Source organism: Streptomyces sp. NPDC052016 (genome assembly GCF_044548445.1).
Taxonomy (GTDB): Bacteria; Actinomycetota; Actinomycetes; order Streptomycetales; family Streptomycetaceae; genus Streptomyces.
In genome coordinates, this window is sequence record NZ_JBIUBX010000055.1 from 1 (window position 1) to 18,717 (window position 18,717).

General features: G+C 73.8%; 17 protein-coding genes and 2 rRNA genes. 4 read left to right on the plus strand and 15 right to left on the minus strand.

The features are described from left to right. Positions 1-226 precede the first annotated feature (226 nt). The gene (locus ACIHAR_RS39215) at positions 227-1,609 is read left to right on the plus strand and encodes an FAD-binding protein (RefSeq protein WP_400024045.1); all 1,383 of its coding nucleotides are present in this window, start codon (positions 227-229) and stop codon (positions 1,607-1,609) included. A 401-nt stretch (positions 1,610-2,010) separates the two neighbouring features. Beyond that, complete coding sequence (locus ACIHAR_RS39220) at positions 2,011-3,654, plus strand: PucR family transcriptional regulator (RefSeq protein ID WP_400024047.1); 1,644 nt, start codon at positions 2,011-2,013, stop codon at positions 3,652-3,654. Positions 3,655-3,769: 115 nt separating this feature from the next. Here ACIHAR_RS39220 and ACIHAR_RS39225 read toward each other — a convergent pair whose 3' ends face one another. The 7 genes from ACIHAR_RS39225 to ACIHAR_RS39255 form a co-directional block, all read right to left on the minus strand. Next, a complete protein-coding gene (locus tag ACIHAR_RS39225; RefSeq protein ID WP_400024049.1) occupies positions 3,770-4,165 on the minus strand; it encodes a DUF5682 family protein in 396 nt (131 codons plus the stop codon). Positions 4,166-4,234: 69 nt separating this feature from the next. Then, on the minus strand, positions 4,235-5,356 hold the full coding sequence (locus tag ACIHAR_RS39230; RefSeq protein WP_365472115.1) for a glycosyltransferase family 4 protein: 1,122 nt from the start codon (positions 5,354-5,356) through the stop codon (positions 4,235-4,237). Between the two features lie 228 nt (positions 5,357-5,584). Continuing rightward, positions 5,585-6,355 (minus strand): hypothetical protein, encoded by a 771-nt coding sequence (locus ACIHAR_RS39235; protein ID WP_400024051.1) that lies wholly within the window; start codon positions 6,353-6,355, stop codon positions 5,585-5,587. A gap of 92 nt (positions 6,356-6,447) precedes the next feature. Beyond that, complete coding sequence (recN, locus tag ACIHAR_RS39240) at positions 6,448-8,166, minus strand: DNA repair protein RecN (RefSeq protein WP_400024057.1); 1,719 nt, start codon at positions 8,164-8,166, stop codon at positions 6,448-6,450. Positions 8,167-8,448: 282 nt separating this feature from the next. Next, complete coding sequence (locus ACIHAR_RS39245) at positions 8,449-9,354, minus strand: NAD kinase (protein WP_365472118.1); 906 nt, start codon at positions 9,352-9,354, stop codon at positions 8,449-8,451. Continuing rightward, complete coding sequence (locus ACIHAR_RS39250; protein ID WP_365472121.1) at positions 9,351-10,166, minus strand: TlyA family RNA methyltransferase; 816 nt, start codon at positions 10,164-10,166, stop codon at positions 9,351-9,353. Before ACIHAR_RS39250 ends, ACIHAR_RS39245 begins: the two co-directional genes overlap by 4 nt. 7 nt (positions 10,167-10,173) lie before the next feature. Further along, positions 10,174-10,476, minus strand: coding sequence for a hypothetical protein (locus ACIHAR_RS39255; RefSeq protein ID WP_365472124.1), 303 nt, complete (start codon positions 10,474-10,476; stop codon positions 10,174-10,176). A 42-nt stretch (positions 10,477-10,518) separates the two neighbouring features. Here ACIHAR_RS39255 and ACIHAR_RS39260 point away from each other — a divergent pair, with 42 nt between their 5' ends. Then, positions 10,519-10,866 (plus strand): SCP2 sterol-binding domain-containing protein, encoded by a 348-nt coding sequence (locus ACIHAR_RS39260; RefSeq protein WP_365472127.1) that lies wholly within the window; start codon positions 10,519-10,521, stop codon positions 10,864-10,866. A gap of 30 nt (positions 10,867-10,896) precedes the next feature. Here ACIHAR_RS39260 and ACIHAR_RS39265 read toward each other — a convergent pair whose 3' ends face one another. The 4 genes from ACIHAR_RS39265 to ACIHAR_RS39280 form a co-directional block, all read right to left on the minus strand. After that, complete coding sequence (locus ACIHAR_RS39265; RefSeq protein WP_365472130.1) at positions 10,897-11,784, minus strand: ABC transporter ATP-binding protein; 888 nt, start codon at positions 11,782-11,784, stop codon at positions 10,897-10,899. After that, the gene (locus tag ACIHAR_RS39270; protein WP_400024058.1) at positions 11,781-12,800 is read right to left on the minus strand and encodes a FecCD family ABC transporter permease; all 1,020 of its coding nucleotides are present in this window, start codon (positions 12,798-12,800) and stop codon (positions 11,781-11,783) included. Before ACIHAR_RS39270 ends, ACIHAR_RS39265 begins: the two co-directional genes overlap by 4 nt. Positions 12,801-12,886: 86 nt before the next feature. Further along, on the minus strand, positions 12,887-13,930 hold the full coding sequence (locus ACIHAR_RS39275; RefSeq protein WP_400024054.1) for a FecCD family ABC transporter permease: 1,044 nt from the start codon (positions 13,928-13,930) through the stop codon (positions 12,887-12,889). Between the two features lie 104 nt (positions 13,931-14,034). Further along, positions 14,035-15,099, minus strand: coding sequence for an HAD hydrolase-like protein (locus ACIHAR_RS39280; RefSeq protein ID WP_365472136.1), 1,065 nt, complete (start codon positions 15,097-15,099; stop codon positions 14,035-14,037). Positions 15,100-15,172: 73 nt separating this feature from the next. On the opposite strand from ACIHAR_RS39280, the gene ACIHAR_RS39285 reads away from it, so the two are divergent. Further along, entirely contained in the window at positions 15,173-16,456 is a 1,284-nt protein-coding gene (locus ACIHAR_RS39285; protein WP_400024055.1) for a DUF1015 domain-containing protein, read from the plus strand. A gap of 70 nt (positions 16,457-16,526) precedes the next feature. Here ACIHAR_RS39285 and ACIHAR_RS39290 read toward each other — a convergent pair whose 3' ends face one another. The 4 genes from ACIHAR_RS39290 to ACIHAR_RS39305 form a co-directional block, all read right to left on the minus strand. After that, entirely contained in the window at positions 16,527-17,258 is a 732-nt protein-coding gene (locus ACIHAR_RS39290) for a hypothetical protein (RefSeq protein ID WP_400024061.1), read from the minus strand. Next, positions 17,150-18,346, minus strand: a complete 1,197-nt coding sequence (locus ACIHAR_RS39295; protein WP_400024062.1) for a hypothetical protein — start codon at positions 18,344-18,346, stop codon at positions 17,150-17,152. Before ACIHAR_RS39295 ends, ACIHAR_RS39290 begins: the two co-directional genes overlap by 109 nt. Positions 18,347-18,426: 80 nt before the next feature. Beyond that, a 5S ribosomal RNA gene (rrf, locus tag ACIHAR_RS39300) occupies positions 18,427-18,543 on the minus strand. Positions 18,544-18,644: 101 nt separating this feature from the next. Beyond that, positions 18,645-18,717 (minus strand): 23S ribosomal RNA (locus ACIHAR_RS39305); the annotation flags it as partial.

The following is an 18,717-nucleotide window of genomic DNA, read 5'->3' on the forward strand; positions in this document are numbered from 1 at the left end:
CCAGAAGGGCGTCCAGGCAAGGAGTCACAACCAGGCCAACGGGCGCCCTTCGCCATGGTCGCGGCCAGCGCAAACATCGGACTCATTCATCTAGGGGTGGGGTTGCCCGCGACGCCTAGGGGTGTCGCAAAGTCGCGTCGTCTCGCCCGGAGGGCGGGCCGGGCGAGACTGCGCGGGCGCCCCTAGGCTGGGAGCCATCAGGCCCCTGTACGGAAGGGGGCGCCCCATGGCCTCCCCGTCGAAGGCGGGCGCGGCGCTCACCGCGCTGCGCGAGGATCTGACCGGCGACGTGTTCGCCCCCGGGGACTGGGGCTACGACGAGGCGCGGGCCGTGTTCAACGCGATGATCGACCGGCGTCCGGCGGTGATCGCGCAGTGCGTGGACGAGGACGACGTCGTCCGGGCCGTGCGGTTCGCGCGCGACCTGGACCTGAAGGTCGCGGTGCGCGGCGGCGGACACAGCGTGGCGGGCATGGCCGTGAACGACGCCGGTCTGGTGGTCGACCTGCGGCACATGCGCGCGGTCACCGTCGATCCGGCGGCCGAGGCAGTACGGATCGCGGGCGGCGCCACGATGAGCGACCTGGACCGCGCCACCCAGCCCCACGGTCTCGCCACGACCGGCGGCCGGGCCTCCACCACCGGCGTCGGCGGCTTCGTCCTGGGCGGCGGCACCGGCTGGCTGGACCGCTGCTGCGGGCTGGCGGTCGACAACCTGCTCGGCGTGGAGCTGGTCACCGCGGACGGTGAGCGGGTCCACGCGAACGCCGACGAGAACCCCGACCTGTTCTGGGCCCTGCACGGAGGCGGCGGCAACTTCGGCATCGCCACCGCGCTCACCCTGGAGCTGCACGAGCTGCCCGAGTTCTGCATCGCGCTGGTGCTGTACCTCCCGCACTCCGGCCCCGAGGTCGTCCGCACCTACCGGGACGTGATCACCGCGGGTCCCGACGAGGCGGGCGGCACCGTACTCTTCCTCACCGGCCCGCCCGAGGACTTCGTCCCGCCGCATCTGATCGGCACGCTGGTGTGCGCGGTGCTGCTGACGTACGCCGGTGCCGAGGGGGGCCTGCGCAAGCTGGCCGAACCGCTGCTGGCGCTGCCGCACGAGGCGGAGATCGTCGGCGCGATGCCGTACGCGGACGTGCAGTGCATGATCGACGTCCCGCCCGGGATGCGGAACCACTGGTCGGCGGAGTACCTGACGGGCGTGCCCGACGACTTCGTGGACGTCTTCTGCGCCCGCGCGCGGTCCATGCCGGTGCCGACCGGCACCCAGCACGCGCTGTTCCCGCAGGGCGGGGCGATCGCCGCCGGGCCGCGCACGTACCCGGTGCCGTTCCGGGACGCCCCGTGGGTGGTGCACCCCTTCGGGATCTGGGAGGACGCGGCGGACGACGAGAGGTGTGTGCAGTGGGTCCGGGACGTGCGCGCCGACGCCCGCCCGTGGAGCACCGGAGACGTGTACCTCAACTTCATCGGCGACGAGGGCGCCGAGCGGGTCGTGGCCGGCGTCGGCGCCGAGAACACCCGCCGTCTGGGCGAGCTGAAACGGCGCTACGACCCCGACAACGTGTTCCGCTTCAACCACAACATCAAGCCACTCTGAGAGCGAGCCGTCGGCCCGCACTCCCCGACCGCCTCCCGTCGACCGAAGCCGACGACGGCCGACCGAGGACCGATGACCGCCGCCGACGACGACGGACCGACCCAACCCACGACGGGCCGGTTCGCCAGCGGCCGTTCCGCCACCGCCTGGATGGGCACCGGCCGGTCCGCCCGGGTCGACCGTGCCCCTCCCCTCCTCGCGGGCGTGGCGCGGCGGGCCGTGCCGCTCGACGCCCGCCTGGCCGGGAAGGGGGTGGGCGACGGGCACGGCGGCGCCGTCGCCTTGCGCACCCGTATGTCCGCGTGCGGCGCGAAGCGTTGGCCACGAAGGCGTTCCGGTGATCGTCTCCGTAACCACCGCGGAGATGTCGCCGGCGCGTCCGCGCAGGTAGCGTCCGCTGCATGGACAGCCGCACGGACCACCGATTCGACAGCCACGGCGCCGGCATCACCGTGCAGCGTGCCCTGGAGCTGCCCGGCCTGCGCAGCGGGCTGCCCGAGATCCTCGCGGGTGCCGACCGGCTGGGGCGGACCGTGCGCTGGGTGCACGCGGGCGAGGTCCCGAACATCGCCTCCCTGCTGAAGGGCGGCGAGCTGCTGCTGACCACGGGCTACGGCCTCGGCACCCGTCCGGCAGAGCAGCGGGCGTTCGTCCGCACCCTGGCCGAGCGGGGCATCGCGGCGCTGGTGATCGAGCTGGGCCCGCGCTTCGCGCGCCTGCCGTCGGCCGTGGTGGAGACGGCTCGGGCGACCGGCCTCCCCCTGGTCCAACTCCACCGTGAGGTGCCGTTCGTGACGGTGACGGAGGAGATCCACACCGAGATCGTCAACGGCCACTACGCGCTGCTCCAGCGGGCGGAGGAGGTGCACCGCCGCTGCACCGAGGCCCTGCTGGGCGGCGGCGGGGTCCCCCAGGTACTGGGGATCCTGGCCGACTTCAGCGGCAACCCGGTCTTCCTGGAGACCACCGACGGCCAGTTGCTGTACGCCGCCGGGGCAGGACCGGAGGGGGCGGATCCGCTCCAGGTGTGGGAGGGGCTGCGCGGACCGCACAAGGACGCGCCGCCGCCTGCCGGTTCGGTACTCGTGGACGTGCCCGGGGGCGGGCCGGGGACGGGTTCGGTGCGCGCCCGGCTCGTACTGCTGCCGGTGCGCGCCCCGCTCGCTCCGGTGCACCGGATCGCCGCCGAGCGGGCGGCCGGGATCCTGGCGGTCGTCCTGATGCAGGCGCGCCAGGAGGAGGAACTGGCTGCGCGCGGCCGCGGCGACTTCCTGACCGACCTCGCGGAGGGCCGGATCAGCGCGGAGGACGCTCCCGCGCAGGCGCGCGTCCTGGGCTTCAGGCCCGGCGCCGGCCCGCTGCTGCCGGTCGTCATGCGGCTGGGCGACGTACTCTCCCCGGGCGGCGGCTGGGCGGTGCTGGCGCGGGCGGTGGCGGAGGAGCTGGCGTCGGTGGGGGTGCCGGTCCTGCTCGGCGTGCGGCCGGTGGAGGGCCGCGTGCCGTTGCTGCTCGGCCTGCGCTCGGAGTCGGAGCGGTCGGCGGTGGCGGACCGGGTCGCGGCGGCGCTGCGGGCGGGGGTGGAGCGGGCCGGCATCCAGCGGCCGGGGGCCCAGCCGCCGGTCGTGGTGGTCGGGGTCGCGGGCGGCTGGGCGGCGGCCTCGGCGGGCCTGCGGCACGCGGCGGAGACGGCGACGGCGGCGCAGGGCCTGTCGGAGCGTCCCTGGTACGACGCCCGCCGCCTGGACATCGACCTGCTTCTGTGGCGCCTGCGCGGCCACCCCGACCTGGCGGCCTTCGTGGACCGCGCGATCGGCCCGGTCCGCGACCACGACCACCGCTCCAAGCCGCCCCTGCTGCCCACCCTGGAGACCTACCTGGCCCACGCGGGCCGCAAGGCGGAGACGGCCCGCGAACTCCACCTCAACCGCCAGACGCTGTACAACCGTCTCGCGCGCATCGGCGAGTTGCTGGGCACGGACCTGGACGACCCGCAGACGGTTCTGGCCCTGAGCCTGGCCCTGCGGGCTCGCCGACTCGTACCGTGAGCCACCGGCCGACAGACAACACATGTGACGCGTCACGCCGTCCGCCGCCGACGGCGACGCGCCATCCACCTCGGGGAGAGGCCGCCTGACCGCCTCCGCCGAGTCCCCGGCCCCCTCACCCCAGCCGGCCGCCAGCCCGCCTCGGCGGTGTCCCCGAGGAAGCGTCGCCACCCAACCGGACGTCACCGGCCGGGACATGGCCTGCCGCGAAGTCGAGCCGGCCCGCGGCAAGCCGACCGCCCCGCACCACTTCAAGGTGCCGCGCGAGGCAGGCCTGATCCGGCATCATTCCGCCCCGCCCGTACGGCTCGCCCTGCGCCAGCACCGTCCGCACGGCATCGACCAACTCTCCCCGGCCTCCCGCGGGCAGTTCCCGCAGCCGGGCGAGGTCCGAGGGGTCGTCGGTGCGGGCGGCGCGGAGGCGCCGTGGCGCGGGCCATGGAGCGGGTCTCGTCGGCACGCGCACCGGACGCCCCGTAGGCACCTCACGCGTGAACGCACCACGCCGCATGGAACAAGGCCTTCCCGGGCCTGCTCGACGCCCTCGCCCCGGCCCGCGCCGCAGTTCTTCGAGTCCGGCTCAGATCATCGGCCGAGGCTGCGTCAACTCGTCGTAGACGCTGAGCACCTGGGCGACGGTCTCGTCCTCGCTCGGCCAGGTGGCCGCCTGCCGGGTGCCCAGGTCGCGGAGCTGCTCGCACCGTCCGGGGTCGGCGAGCAGCCGGACGACGGCGTCGGCGAGGGCGTCCGCGTCGCCGCGCGGGACGAGTTCGGCCGCGTCGCCGACGAGTTCGCGGACGCCGCCCGCCTGGGCGGCGACGAGCGGCACGCGCGCGTGGAGGGCCTCCTGCGCCAGGACGGACCGTGACTCCTCCCCGCCGGTGAGCAGGGCGAGATCGGCCGCGCCCAGCAGTTCGCTCACGTCGTCCCGCCGCCCGACGAGCCGCACGGGCAGCTCCTCGTCCTCGATACGGCGCTGCAACTCCGGCCGCAGCGGCCCCTCGCCCGCGACCACGACGAGGGGCACGGGGTCCAGGCTGCGCCACGCGCGGGAGGCGTCCAGCAGGACGTCGTAGCCGCGGTGGCGCTCCAGGGAGCCGACGGCCATCAGCAGCGGGCGGCCGATCGCGCCGAGTTCGGCCCGCGCCTTGGAGCGGGGCCGGTCGGGGTCCGGCTCGGCGGATCGGGGTCCGGGAAGCGCCACCGCGGCCAGCCGGGCGTCCCGCGCGCCCGTCCTACGGGCCCGGTCCACCAGGTCGGACGTGGTTCCGAGCACGACGGCGGCCGCTCTGGCCACCCGCCGCTCCAGCAGGCGCAGCAGATGGGCGCGCGCGCCCTCGGCGTACGCCCGGTTGTGCCAGGTGACGACGAGCGGGGTGCGCCGCCCGCCGAGCGCGAGCACGGCCCGGAAGGAGGCGTGCAGCCCGTGCGCGTGGACGAGGTCGGCGTCCGTGCAGGCCGCCCGGAGCGCCGCCACCGACGCCGGATCGCTGCTGCGGGGGACGGGGACGTGTTCGGCTCCGGCGCCCGTGAAGTCGTAGGTGTGATCGGCCTCCATGGGGGCGCACACCGTCACTCGCACGCCCCTCGCGACGAGCCCCGCGGCCAGGGAGCGCACATGGGCGCTGCTGCCGGCGTTGCCACCGCCCAGCACCTGCACGGTGCGCAGCGGCGACTGGCCGTGCGGTGAGTGGCTGCTCACGTGGCCGGGGCTCCTGGTTCGGCATCGGACGGTCACGAAGGAATGTACGGAAGGGGGCTCGGGCGGAGGGTGGGGCGGAGGGGTGGACCGCTCTGCTCCTCCACGTCCTACGCCAAGGATGCCAGCACGTACGGGTGTTCCGTGCCGCCGAGCGGCCGGGGTTCCGGCAACACGGCCCCGCAGGTCACTCACACGAGTGAAGGAAGCCAGGGTTCCGTTCGATTGCGGTCAGACCCCCCGGAGCGTCAGGGACCGCGCGACCTCGCTCACCCGCTCCCCGCACGCCGCAGCGGCCACCACGGCGGCCGCGTGCGCGACCAGCCCCGCCCTCCGGTTGCCCACCACGACCGCCGCGCCGAGCAGCGCGCCGAGCGCGTGCGCCCCGGTGTCCCCGAGCATCGCGCGCCCACCGAGATCGTCCGGCAGCACGGCGCCCGCGACCCCGGCCGCCACCGCGGACAGCTCCCCCGCCGCCCCCGCCCGCACCAGCCCGGGCGCCGCCGCCGCGAGCACGGCACCGGCGGCCCGGCCGGGCCGTACGTCCACGAGGTTGACGAAGTGCGCGGCCCCCGCGATCACCACTCCGGCGAGCAGCCTGTCCAGCGGCCGCTCCTTCAACAGCACCCCAGCCGCCAGCCCGGCCGCGGAGATCCCCACCAGCTTGACCGCACCGCTGGTGACCTCACCCTCGCGCAGCGCCCCCAGGTGCGCCCGGAACCCCCGCCGCGGATCCCCCGCGCCGACGACGTCGTCGTACGCCCCGCACAACCCCGCGACCAGCACCGCACCACCCACGGCCGGCCGCACCCGAGCCGCCCCCAGTACGGCCCCGACGACCGCGGCCGGCCCGGAGTACAACTCGACGGTCCGCCCGGCGAAGTTCTCCCGCTCCCAGCGCTCACGCCCGCCCGGCGCCGCCTTCCGCAGCGCGGCGAGCCCCGCGCGTGTGACACCGGCCGCGAGGGCGCACACGGCACCCCTGCCCCTGAGTACGATCATGGGACAACCCTAGGGAGCCCGGAACCGCGGAAGGGGCGGGACCCCGCGGGTCACCGCCCCTCTCCCGCCGGTCCGGCACCGGCGGCCGTGCGTCAGGCGTCCGCGCGCGCCGTCGCCAGCAGTTCCTCCGCGTGGGCCCGAGCCGTCTCGGAGTCCTCCTGCCCGGCGAGCATCCGGGACAGCTCCCGGACGCGCTCCTCGCCCTCGAGGACCTTCACGCCGGAGCGGGTCACCGAGCCGTCGTTCGTCTTCTCCACCAGCAGCTGCCGGTCGGCGAACGCGGCGACCTGCGGGAGGTGCGTGACCACGACGACCTGCGCGGTCTTCGCGAGCCGCGCCAGCCGCCGCCCGATCTCCACCGCGGCCTTGCCGCCGACACCGGCGTCGACCTCGTCGAAGAGGTACGTCGGCACGGGATCCGTCCCGGCGAACACCACCTCGACGGCCAGCATCACGCGCGAGAGCTCACCGCCGGAGGCGCCCTTGGCGATCGGCCGCGGGGGGGCTCCCGGATGCGGGGCGAGCAGCAGCTCTACCTCGTCGACGCCGGACGGCCCGTAGGCGACCGTGCGCCCGCCGACCTCCACGCCCTCCGGGTCCTCCGTCTGCCGGATCTCGAACGACACGCGCGCGTGCGGCATGGCCAGCGAGGCCAGCTCGGCGGTCACGGCGGCGGCGAACCGCTCGGCGGCCTCCGTCCGCGCGTCCGTCAGCGCCTGTGCCAGCCCGCCCAGTTCGGTCCGCAGCGCGTCCCGCTCCGCGGTCAGCTCGTCCAGCCGCTCGTCGTCGCCGTCCAGCTCGGTCAGCCGCGCGGCGCCCCGCTCGGCCCACGCCAGCACGCCGGCGACGTCCTCCCCGTACTTCCGGGTCAGCGCGGTGAGCGCGGCCCGCCGCTCCTCCACGGCCGCCAGCCGCAGCGGATCGGCGTCGAGGTCGTCGGCGTACCCCGCCAGCTCACCCGCCACGTCACCCAGCAGGATGCCGATCTCCCCGATCCGGTCGGCGAGCGCCGCCAGCGCCGGATCGTGCGACCGCACGGCCTCCAGGGCCCGCTGAGCGCCCGCGACGAGCGTGGCGGCGTCGATGCCCTCGGGGTCCTCCGGATTGCCCGCCAGGGCGGCGTGAGCGGCCGTCGCGGCGGACGACAGCGCCTCGGCGTGCCCGAGCCGCTCCGCCTCCTCCGCGAGCTCCGCGTCCTCCCCGGCGCGCGGCTCCACACCCGCGATCTCGTCGAGCCCGTAGCGCAGCATGTCGGCCTCCTGGGCCCGCTCACGCGCACGCGTGGTGATCTCCTCGAGCTCGGCGGACACCGCCCGCAGCCGCCGGTAGGCCTCGGCGTACTTGGCGAGCGGCACGGCGACGGCGTCGCCCGCGTACCGGTCCAGCGCCTGCCGCTGCCGGGACAGCTTCAGCAGCCCCTGCTGGTCGGTCTGCCCGTGCACGGCGACGAGCTCGTCGGCCAGGTCGGCGAGCACGCCCACCGGCACGCTCCGCCCGCCGACGTGCGCCCGCGACCGCCCCTCGGCGGAAACGGTACGGCTGATCAGCAACGCCCCGTCGTCGAGCTCCGCCCCGGCCTCCTCGGCCCGCACGACCACCGACGCGTCCGCGGGCACGGCGATCCGCCCCTCGACGACCGCCTTGCCGGCGCCGATGCGCACGAGCGCGGGATCGGCGCGCCCGCCCAGCAGCAGCCCGAGGCTGGTGACCACCATGGTCTTGCCCGCGCCCGTCTCACCCGTGACGGCGGTGAAGCCGGGCGACAGCTCGACGACCGCGTCGTCGATGACACCGAGCGACCGTATCCGCATCTCCTCCAACACGGAGACGACCTTACGAGGTCTTGCGGCGGAAGCGCGAGGCACCCTGTCACCCGGGCGGGTGGAGCTGCCCCCGGCCAGGACGAACGGCAGGCCCTAGGGGATGTCCGCAACGTCTCGCCTGGCCCGCGACACCTGGCACGCACTCTCGCCGCACCCGGCGAACACCCGAGTACGACCAGTACGCGGGCGTCCGCCCGGCACGCCGAGAGCACGCACCAGACGCCGCAGGCCCCGCCCTCCGGGCGGACGACGCGACTTCGCGGACACCCCCTAGTGCCGCGCCCCCCGCCACCCGGAGACGGGCAGGGCGAACTTGGCCACCAGCCGATCCGTGAACAGGGCGTGGTGCAGGCGTGCCAGCCGCACCGGCACGGCCCCCCGCCGCACCTCGACCCGCGCCCCCGGAGGCAGCTCGAAGGTGCGCCGCCCGTCACACCACAGGACCCCCGGCGCGATGTGCGGCAGCAGCTCCACGGCGAGAACCGAGTTCGGCGAGGTGACCAACGGCTTCGCGAACAGCGCGTGCGCGCTGATCGGCACCATCAGCAGCGCCTCGACCTCGGGCCACACCACGGGCCCGCCCGCCGAGAACGCGTATGCCGTGGACCCGGTCGGGGTCGACAGCACGATCCCGTCGCACCCGAAGCCCGTGACCGGCCGCCCGTCGATCTCCAGCACCACCTCGAGCAGCTTCTCCGCGCCGGCCTTCTGCACCGCCGCCTCGTTCAGCGCCCAGTCCGTGTGCACGATGTCACCGTTGCGATGCACGACGACGTCGACGGTCATCCGCTCCTCGACCTCGTACGCCTTCGTCACCACCCGGTCGACGACCTTGTCGAGGTCGTCGCGCTCGGCCTCCGCGAGGAACCCCACACTGCCGAGGTTCACGCCGAGCATCGGCACCCCCGACGCCCGCGCGAACTCCGCGCCGCGCAGCAGCGTGCCGTCACCGCCGAGGACGATGAGCAGCTCACAGCCCTCCAGACACTGCGGGGTGGCCTCGCCGACCAGCTCCACCATGTCCGGCAGGGGCAGATCGGCGGCCTCGTACTCCAGCACGCGCACGCCGATGCCCTCGCGCAGCAGCCCCTTCACGACGAGCTCCGCGCTGCGGATCGCGGCGGGCCGCCCCGTGTGGGCCAGCAGGAAAACAGTACGAGCTCGGTTCTGAGTCAACGCGGCCCCTCCGCCACTGCACGGTCAACATCCGCCGGCTCCAGAGCAGGCGCCCCGGCCCGGAGCCACAGAAAGTACTCGACGTTGCCCGACGGCCCGGGCAGCGGACTCGCGGTGACCCCCTTCACCCCGAGCCCCAGCTCCCACGCCTTCTCGGCCACGCCCCGCACGGCTTCCGCCCGTAGCTGCGGGCTGCGCACGACACCCCCGCTGCCCAGCCGTTCCTTCCCCACCTCGAACTGCGGCTTGACCATCATCACCAGATCGGCGTCCGGCTCGGCGCACCGCGCCAGGGCCGGCAGCACCAGCCCGAGCGGGATGAAGGACAAGTCCCCCACGACAAGATCCACTGGCTCCCCATCGATCGCTTCGAGCGTCAACTCGCGTACGTTCGTACGATCCTTGACGGTGACGCGTTCATCACTCTGGAGAGACCAGGCGAGTTGTCCGTATCCGACGTCGACGGCGACGACGTGCGCGGCGCCCGCCCGCAGCAGCACGTCCGTGAAACCCCCGGTGGACGCCCCGGCGTCGAGCGCCCGCCGCCCCTCGACGACGAGCCCCTGCGGCACGAACACGGCCAGCGCGCCGGCCAGCTTGTGCCCGCCCCGCGACACGTACTCGGGATCGCTGTCGTCGACGGCGACGACGATGGCCGCCGCGGTCTCCACCTGCGTGGCCGACTTGGTCGCGACGGTCTTCCCGACGGTGACCCGGCCCGCGGCGATCAGCTGGCCGGCATGCTCACGCGACCGCGCGAGCTTGCGGCGCACCAGCTCCGCGTCCAGACGACGACGTGCGACTCCTGCCACCTTCGGTTCAGCTCCTAGTGCCGTACGAAGACGGGGGCGCCGGAGGTCCCGGGCGGGCGTCGAGCGCGGTGAGCGCGTCGCGCAGCCCCCTGTGTACATCCTCGTACACCTCCACGTGGCCGTCCGTGGCGAGGTGGTCGGCGTCGGCCAGCCGCTCCAGGTGGGCGTCGACCTCGGCGTCGCCGGTGGGGGTGCGGGTCACGTGCAGGGGCGCGGGGGCGGCCGGGTCGGCCTCATCGCCGGCCCGCTCGGCCTCCTCGGGCTCCTCGGGCGCCTGCGGAGACTCGGTCTCCGGCACTGTGTCGCTCATGCCCCGACGCTACCGCGAACCGCTGGGGTACCGTCGACCGCGATGGCCACGATCGAGGAGTGCCGCGCCGCACTGGAGAAGCTCGCGGAGAACATGCGGGGCGCCGAGGGCGACGTCCGCGAGGCCGCCGCCATGGACCGCTCGGTGAGCTGCCGCATCACCGACCTGGACGTCACCTTCGTCGGCCGCCTCACGGACGGCCGTATCGAGGTCGACGACACGCTGCCGGGACCACCGCGGGAGAAGGCCCAGATACGGCTCACCATGACCGGCGACGACCTGGTCGCGCTGGTCGGCGGCGAGCTGCACTTCGCGAAGGCGTGGGGCTCGGGCCGGGTGAGGCTGGAGGCGGGCCTGCGCGACCTGTTCCGCCTCCGGAAGCTGCTGTGAGCTCCAGGGCGGGGTCCGCGGGCCCGAACCTCAGGACGCCTCGGCGGCCGCCACCTTCCGGGCGTCGGCCTTCGCGCCCGTGCGCGCCTTCCGCGCCGCCGGCACCACCAGCGGGGTGCCCGTCTCCGGGTCGTCGATGACCTGGCAGCGCAGCCCGAACACCTCCTCGACCAGCCCGGCCGTGACGACGTCGTTCGGCGCGCCCTGCGCGATGACCTCGCCGCCCTTCAACGCGATGAGGTGGGTGGCGTACCGGGCGGCGTGGTTGAGGTCGTGCAGGACGGCGACCAGGGTGCGGCCCTGCTCCTCGTGCAGTTCGGCGCACAGGTCGAGGACGTCGATCTGGTGCTGGATGTCGAGGTAGGTGGTCGGCTCGTCGAGCAGCAGCAGCGGGGTCTGCTGGGCGAGCGCCATCGCGATCCACACGCGCTGCCGCTGACCGCCGGACAGCTCGTCGACGTACCGGTCGGCGAGTTCGGCGACACCGGTCTGCGCCATCGACTCCCGCACCACCCGCTCGTCCTCCGTCGACCACTGGCGCAGGATGCCCTGGTGGGGGTAGCGGCCCCGGCCGACCAGGTCGGCCACGGTGATGCCGTCGGGCGCGATCGAGGACTGCGGCAGCAGGCCCAGCGTCCGCGCGACCTTCTTGGCGGGCATCGACTGGATGACCTGCCCGTCGAGCAGCACCCTGCCCTCGCTCGGCTTCAGCATCCGTGACAGCGCCCGCAGGAGCGTCGACTTGCCGCACGCGTTGGGACCGACGATCACGGTGAAGGAGTTGTCGGGGATCTCCACCGACAGCTGTTCGGCGATGACCCGCTGGTCGTAGGCGAGGGTGACGTTCTCGGCGGACAGGCGGTTCACGGTGCTCCTTTGGTTGTTCAGCCCGTGGCTGACACGGGTGGTGGCGCTCATATCCGGCCCGCCCTGCGCTCGGTGACCAGCAGCCACAGCAGGTAGACGCCGCCGAGCACGCCGGTGACCACGCCCACGGGCAGCTGTCCGTCACCGAAGAGGCGCTGGGCCGCCCAGTCGGCGGTGACCAGGAGGGCGGCGCCCATGCAGAGGGCGGGCACGAGGTTCGGTCCGGGCGAGCGCGTCAGGCGCCGGGCGAGCTGCGGCGCGGTGAGCGCCACGAAGGCGACGGGACCCGCGGCGGCCGTGGCGGCAGCGGTGAGCAGCACGGCGGCGACCATCAGCAGCATCCGTATGCGCTCCACCCGCACCCCGAGGGCGTTGGAGACGTCGTCGCCCATCTCCATCATCCGCAGCCCGCGCGCGTTGGCCAGGACCAGCGGCACCAGCACGCCGACCAGGACGAGCAGCGGCCAGACCTGCTTCCAGTCCCGTCCGTCGAGCGAACCGGTCATCCACACGACCGCGCGGGCCGCGTCGACGAGATCGGCCTTGGTGATCAGATAGCTGTTGACAGCGGTGGCGATGGCCGAGACGCCGATGCCGACCAGCACGAGCCGGTAGCCGTGCACACCCCGCTTCCAGGCGAGCAGGTAGATGGCCGCGCCGGTGACCAGACCGCCGACGAGCGCCCCTACGGCGACCTGGTTGGCGGTGCCGGACATCAGCACGATCACCACGAGCGCGCCGGCCGTCGCCCCCTGCCCGAGCCCGAGCACGTCGGGGCTGCCCAGCGGATTGCGCGACACGGCCTGGAAGACCGCACCGCCGAGCCCGAGCGCGGCGCCCACCAGCAGCCCGACGAGGATACGCGGCAACCGCAGCTCGTTGACGATGAACTCCTGGCCCTCGGTGCCGTTGCCCGCCAGCGTCCTCAGCACGTCGCCGGCCGGGATCGGGAAGTCTCCGGTGCCGATCAGCACCACACTCGCGGCGCACGCGGCGACCAGCAGCAGCACGACGACGACCAGGGCACGCGTGTCCACCCGGAGGGAGAGGCCTCCGGGCGTGCGCAGAGCACGGGGAGCACCGGGCGTACGGGCGTCCGGCCGCGTGGCCGGCCCGGTCCGCCCGTTCTCCGGTGCGGTGTGGGATGCGGTCTTCACAGCTGGGCCGTCCTCCGCCGTCGTACGAGAAAGATGAAGACCGGACCGCCGATGATCGCGGTGATGATGCCGACCTGGACCTCCGACGGCCGGGCGACGACCCGTCCGAGCACGTCGGAGCCGAGCAGCAGCACCGGCGACAGGATCGCCGCGAACGGCATGATCCAGCGCATGTCGGGGCCGGTGAAGGAGCGGACGACGTGCGGGACCATCAACCCGACGAACACGATCGGCCCGCAGGCGGCGGTCGCGGCGCCGCACAGCACGGTGGCGGCGAGCATGGACAGCGCCCGGGTGCGGTTGAGGTGGGCGCCGAGCGCCTTGGCCGTGTCGTCGCCCATGGCCATGGCGTTCAGCGGCCGGGCCACGGCGAACGACAGCAGCGTGCCGGCCACCAGGAAGGGCAGCACCTGCCAGATGGTGTCCTCGGTCGCCGAGGACAGCGAACCGACCGTCCAGAACCGCATTCTGGCCAGCGCGGCCTTGTCCATGATCATGACGGCCTGGACGTAGCCGAAGAGCGCGGCGCTGAGCGCGGTGCCGGCGAGCGCCAGGCGCACGGGCGTGGCACCCCGGCTGCCGCCGAGGAACCAGACCAGCGCCCCGACCGCGGCCGCGCCCAGGAAGGCGAACCACACATAACCCGTCAGGCTCGTGACGCCGAGATAGGTGATGGCGGTGACGACCGCGGCCGAGGCGCCCGCGTTGATGCCGAGCAGACCGGGATCGGCCAGCGGGTTGCGTGTGAGGGCCTGGAGCACGGATCCGGACAGCCCCAGCGCGGCCCCGACGAGCAGCCCGAGCACAATCCGCAACACCCGCTCGCCCACGACGACGTCGCCGTAGGTCCCCGTGTCCTCGAACAGGCCGTGCCAGACCTGCGCGAGGGACAGCTCCTTGGCCCCGATGGCGATGCTCGCCACCGCCACCAGCAGCAGGACCAAGACCGCGACGAGCAACCCGAGGGAACGTATCGCCCGGCGGGTTGGGGGCGCGGGGGCGGTCTCCGCGCGCTGTTCGGGAACACTGTCGACCAACACGCAGTTAGGTTAGCCTACCCTGCCAACCAGCTCGCTCCCCGGTCACGGCTCCGGCCGCGTTCACAGGTCGGCAGCGCGCGGACGACCGCGAGGCACCGGCGGCCTCACAGCCCCAATCGGGCGAGTGCCTTCGTCCCGTCCAGTGCGCACGAACCCTCACCCGCCACCGTCCAGGCGGCCGCGCACAACGCCCGCAGCCCGTCCAGGGTGTCGCCCTCCCCCTCCAGTTCCAGGCTCCCCCGCTCCCGACTGCGCTCCAGCGGCGGGACCCCCAGGGCGCCCGTCCGCACCGTCCAGCCCCCGCACCGGAAACCGTCCCCGTCCGCGGTGACCTCCGGCTGCCCGGTGAGCAGACCCCGCAGATCGGCGTCGACGTACGTCGGCCGGTGCTGCGGCGGCGCCGCGAGGAGCTGAGCACCGTCGGTCACACCGGTGAGGACGAGCAGCGAGTCCACCTCCCCGTTGAACGCCCCCTCGATGTCGGTGTCCAGCCGGTCCCCCACCACCAACGGCCGCTCGGCGCCCGTGCGCAGGATCGTCTCGCGGTGCATGGGCGGCAACGGCTTGCCCGCGACCTGCGGTTCGGCCCCGGTCGCGATCCGCACGACCTCCACCGCGGCCCCGTTGCCCGGAGCGATCCCCCGCCCGCTGGGAATGGTCAGGTCCGTGTTCGACGCGAACCACGGCACCCCGCGCGCGACGGCGTACGACGCCTCCGCGAACCGCCCCCACGGCAGGTCCGCGCCGCCGTAGCCCTGCACCACGGCCGCCGGATCGTCGTCCGCCGACTCGACCGGTACCAGCCCGCGCTCGCGCAACGCGACCCGCAGGCCCTCCCCGCCGACCACCAGCACCCGCGCCCCGGCCGGGACCTGCTCACTGATCAGCCGGGCCACCGCCTGCGCAGAGGTGATGACGTCCTCGGCGCCCGTCGGTATCCCCAGCTCGGTCAGATGCGCGGCCACCGCGTCGGGCGTCCGCAGCGCGTTGTTCGTGACGTACGCGAGATGCATCCCGCCCCCGCGCGCGGTGGCCAGCGACTCGACGGCGTGCACGATCGCGCTCCCGCCCGCGTACACCACCCCGTCCAGGTCGAGCAGCGCCGTGTCGTACGCCTCGCTCAGGGCCTGCCCACTGCCCTCGGGCCTCGTCCTGACGCTCCGGCTCATTCCGCATCGCTCCTCGTTCACTCGCTTGTCCCTCGATCATCCCGCACGTCCCCGGCACACGTACGATGCCGAGATGAACACAGCAGGTCACTCGGAAGCAACGGCGCCCCGAGGCCTGGAACTCACCCCGTTCCGAGGCCTGCGCTACGACCCCCACCGGGTCGGGAGTCTCGCCGCCGTCACCTCACCGCCGTACGACGTCGTGGTCCGCCCCGACGGCCTGCACCACCTCCAGGACGCGGACCCGCACAACATCGTCCGTCTGATCCTTCCCCAGGCCACCACCCCCACCGCCCGCAACGAACAGGCCGCCACCACCCTGCGCCACTGGCTCTCCGAGGGCGTCATGACGGCCGACCCCGAGCCGGCCCTGTACGTCTACGAGCAGCGGCACAGCGACGGCATCCTCCAGCGTGGCCTCATCGGCGCCCTGCGCGTCTCCGAACCCTCGGACGGCATCGTGCTGCCCCACGAGGACGTCATGCCGCACGTCGTCGCCGACCGCGCGGCCCTGATGCGCGCCACCTGCGCGAACCTCGAACCGCTCCTCCTCACCTACCGGGGCGACGGCACCGCGGCGGAGATCGTGGAACACACCGTCCGGCAGCCCCCGCTCCTCTCCACGACCACGGAGGACGGCTACAGTCACCGCCTCTGGTCGATCACCGACCCCACCGACGTGGCCCGCGTCCAGGCGGACCTCGCCCACCACCAGGCCCTGATCGCCGACGGCCACCACCGCTGGGCGACCTACCGGCGTCTGCGCGCGGAGCATCCCTCCCCCAGCCCCTGGGACCACGGCCTGGTCCTCCTCGTCGACACGGCCCGCTACCCCCTGCGCGTCCGCGCCATCCACCGCCTCCTGCACGGCCTGCCGGTGGCGGAGGCCCTGGCCGCCGTCGAGGGCCTGTTCCGCGTGCGCCGCCTGGAGGTCCCCCTGCCGGAGGCGCTCGCCGCCCTGGCGGACGCCGCCTGCGCGGGCAACGCCTTCCTCCTGGCCGGCGACGGCGCCTTCCACCTCCTCGACCGCCCGGACCCGGCCCTCCTGGACCGCACGGTCCCCGCCGACCGCCCACAGGCCTGGCGCACCCTCGACGCGACGGTCCTGCACGCCACGCTCCTCGACCACGTGTGGCACATCCCGGAGGACGACCCCACCCGCATCGCCTACATCCACGACACGGCCGCCACGGTCGAGAAGGCACGACGCGACGGCGGTACGGCGGTCCTGCTGCACCCCGTCCGCGAGGAGGTCGTCCGCGACCTCGCCCGCCAGGGCGTCACGATGCCCCGCAAGTCGACGTCCTTCGGCCCGAAACCGGCCTCGGGCCTCGTCCTGCGCGCCCTGGACCTCTGAACCACTGCCCCCGGACACACGAAAGGGGCGGGACCCCGGCACACCGGAATCCCGCCCCTTTCTCAGCCCGTCAGTCCTCGTCGCCGGCCTTGTCCTCGGCCGGACCGCCCTCGGTCACGTCCTCGTCCAGCGCGTCGACGAACTCCACACCGTCCAGCTCCGCCAGCCGGTCGGAGGCGTCGGTGCTGCCGTCGCGGTCGGCCTCGACGGCCTTCGCGAACCACTCCCGCGCCTCACGATCCCGCCCGGCCGCCAGCAGCGCGTCGGCGTACGCGTACCGCAGCCGCGCGGTCCACGGCTGAACGGCGTTGGAGGCCAGCTCCGGGCTCTGCAGCGTCACGATGGCCGCGTCCAGCTGCCCCATGTCCCGCCGGGCCCCGGCCGCCACGAGCCGCATCTCCACCTGGCCGGCCTTGTCGAGCTTGTGCACCTCGGGCGCCCCCGCCATGTCGAGCGCCTTCTCCGGCCGCCCGAGCCCCCGCTCGCAGTCGGCCATGACGGGCCACAGCTCCACGGAGCCGGTCATCCGCTTGGCGGCACGGAACTCGGCGAGCGCCTCGCTGTACTTCTGGGTGGCGTACGCGGCGAAGCCGGCCGCCTCCCGCACGGCGGCGACCCTGGACGCCAGCCGCAGGGCCACCTTGGAGTACCCGTAGGCGCCCTCGGGGTCCTCGTCGATGAGCCGGGCGACCATCACCAGGTTCTTGGCGACGTCCTCCGCGAGTGTCTTCGGCAGGCTCTGCAGCTCCTGGCGTACGTCCTTGTCGATCTCGTCGCCGGTGACGTCCTCCGGGATCGGCAGCCGCTTGATCGGCTCACGGTCCCGGTCACGGTCCCGCTCGTCACGGAACCGTCCGCCGCCACGCCGGTCGTCCCGTCCGTCACGGCCCCGGAAACCACCGGGCCGGCCGCCACGGTCGTCCCGGCGGGGACCACGGCCACCACGGTCGTCGCGCCCACGGAACCCACCGCGCTCGCCGCCCCGGCTGTCGTCACGCCGGAATCCACCCCGGTCCCCACGATCGTCACCCCGCCGCTCGTCGCGGCGGTCGTCACGCCGGTCGTCCCGACGGAATCCGCCCCGGTCACCGCGATCACCACGGTCGTCCCGGCGGAAGCCCCGGTCATCACGATCACCACGGTCGTCCCGGCGGAAGCCCCGGTCATCACGGCGGCCGTAGCCACCGCGGCTGTCGTCGCGACGGTCATCGCGGCGGTCGTCACGGCGGAAGCCACCGCGATCACCACGCTCACCACGGGCCCGGTCGTCACGGCGATCATCACGGCGATCGTCGCGCCGGTCGTCACGACGGAAGCCGCCACGGTGGTCGTCCCGCCGGCCGTAGCCCCCACGGTCGTCGTCCCGACGGAAGGCGGGGCGGTCGCCTCGGTCTCCCCGGTCGTCCCGACGGAATCCACGGTCCCGGTCGTCCCTCTGGAACCCGGGACGCGAACCCCGGTCGTCACGCTGGAACGCCGGACGCGAGCCCCGATCGTCACGGCGGTCGTCGCGCCTGCCGTAACCGCCGCGGTTGTCGTCACGGCGGCCGTAGCCACCGCGACTGTCGTCGCGGCGGTCGTCACGGCGGAAGCCGCCACGATCACCACGCTCACCGCGGTCTCCGCGGTCGCGGTCGTCACGACGATCATCGCGCCGACCGTAACCGCCGTACCCACCACGGTCGTTGTCGCGACGGAAGCCACCTCGGTCGGACCGCTCACCACGGTCTCCGCGGAAACGACCACGGTCGCCACGGTCGCCGCGATCCCCACTGTCCCGTCGCCGCGGGTCGCGCTCCGGTCGGTCGTCGGGAGAGTTGGTGGACATGGTGACTCCTGTCTGCGGTACCGCAAGTCATTCTCGCGCAGCCGGGTACCCGGCGCGCTCATGGGTGTATCTCATCCGAAACAGCGAAAGGACCCCTGGTCCCAGCTGAACGCTGGTGACCAGGGGTCCTTCCCCAAAGATTGTTCGGCGGCGTCCTACTCTCCCACAGGGTCCCCCCTGCAGTACCATCGGCGCTGTAAGGCTTAGCTTCCGGGTTCGAAATGTAACCGGGCGTTTCCCTCACGCTATAACCACCGAAACCCTAATGGTTTCGAGCGAACAAGCACACTCTTCACTTGTTTTCACTCAAAGCCGGCAACGGTCGTTGCCTCAGAACTAACACAGTGGACGCGAGCAACTGAGGACAAGCCCTCGGCCTATTAGTACCGGTCACCTCCACACGTTACCGTGCTTCCAGATCCGGCCTATCAAC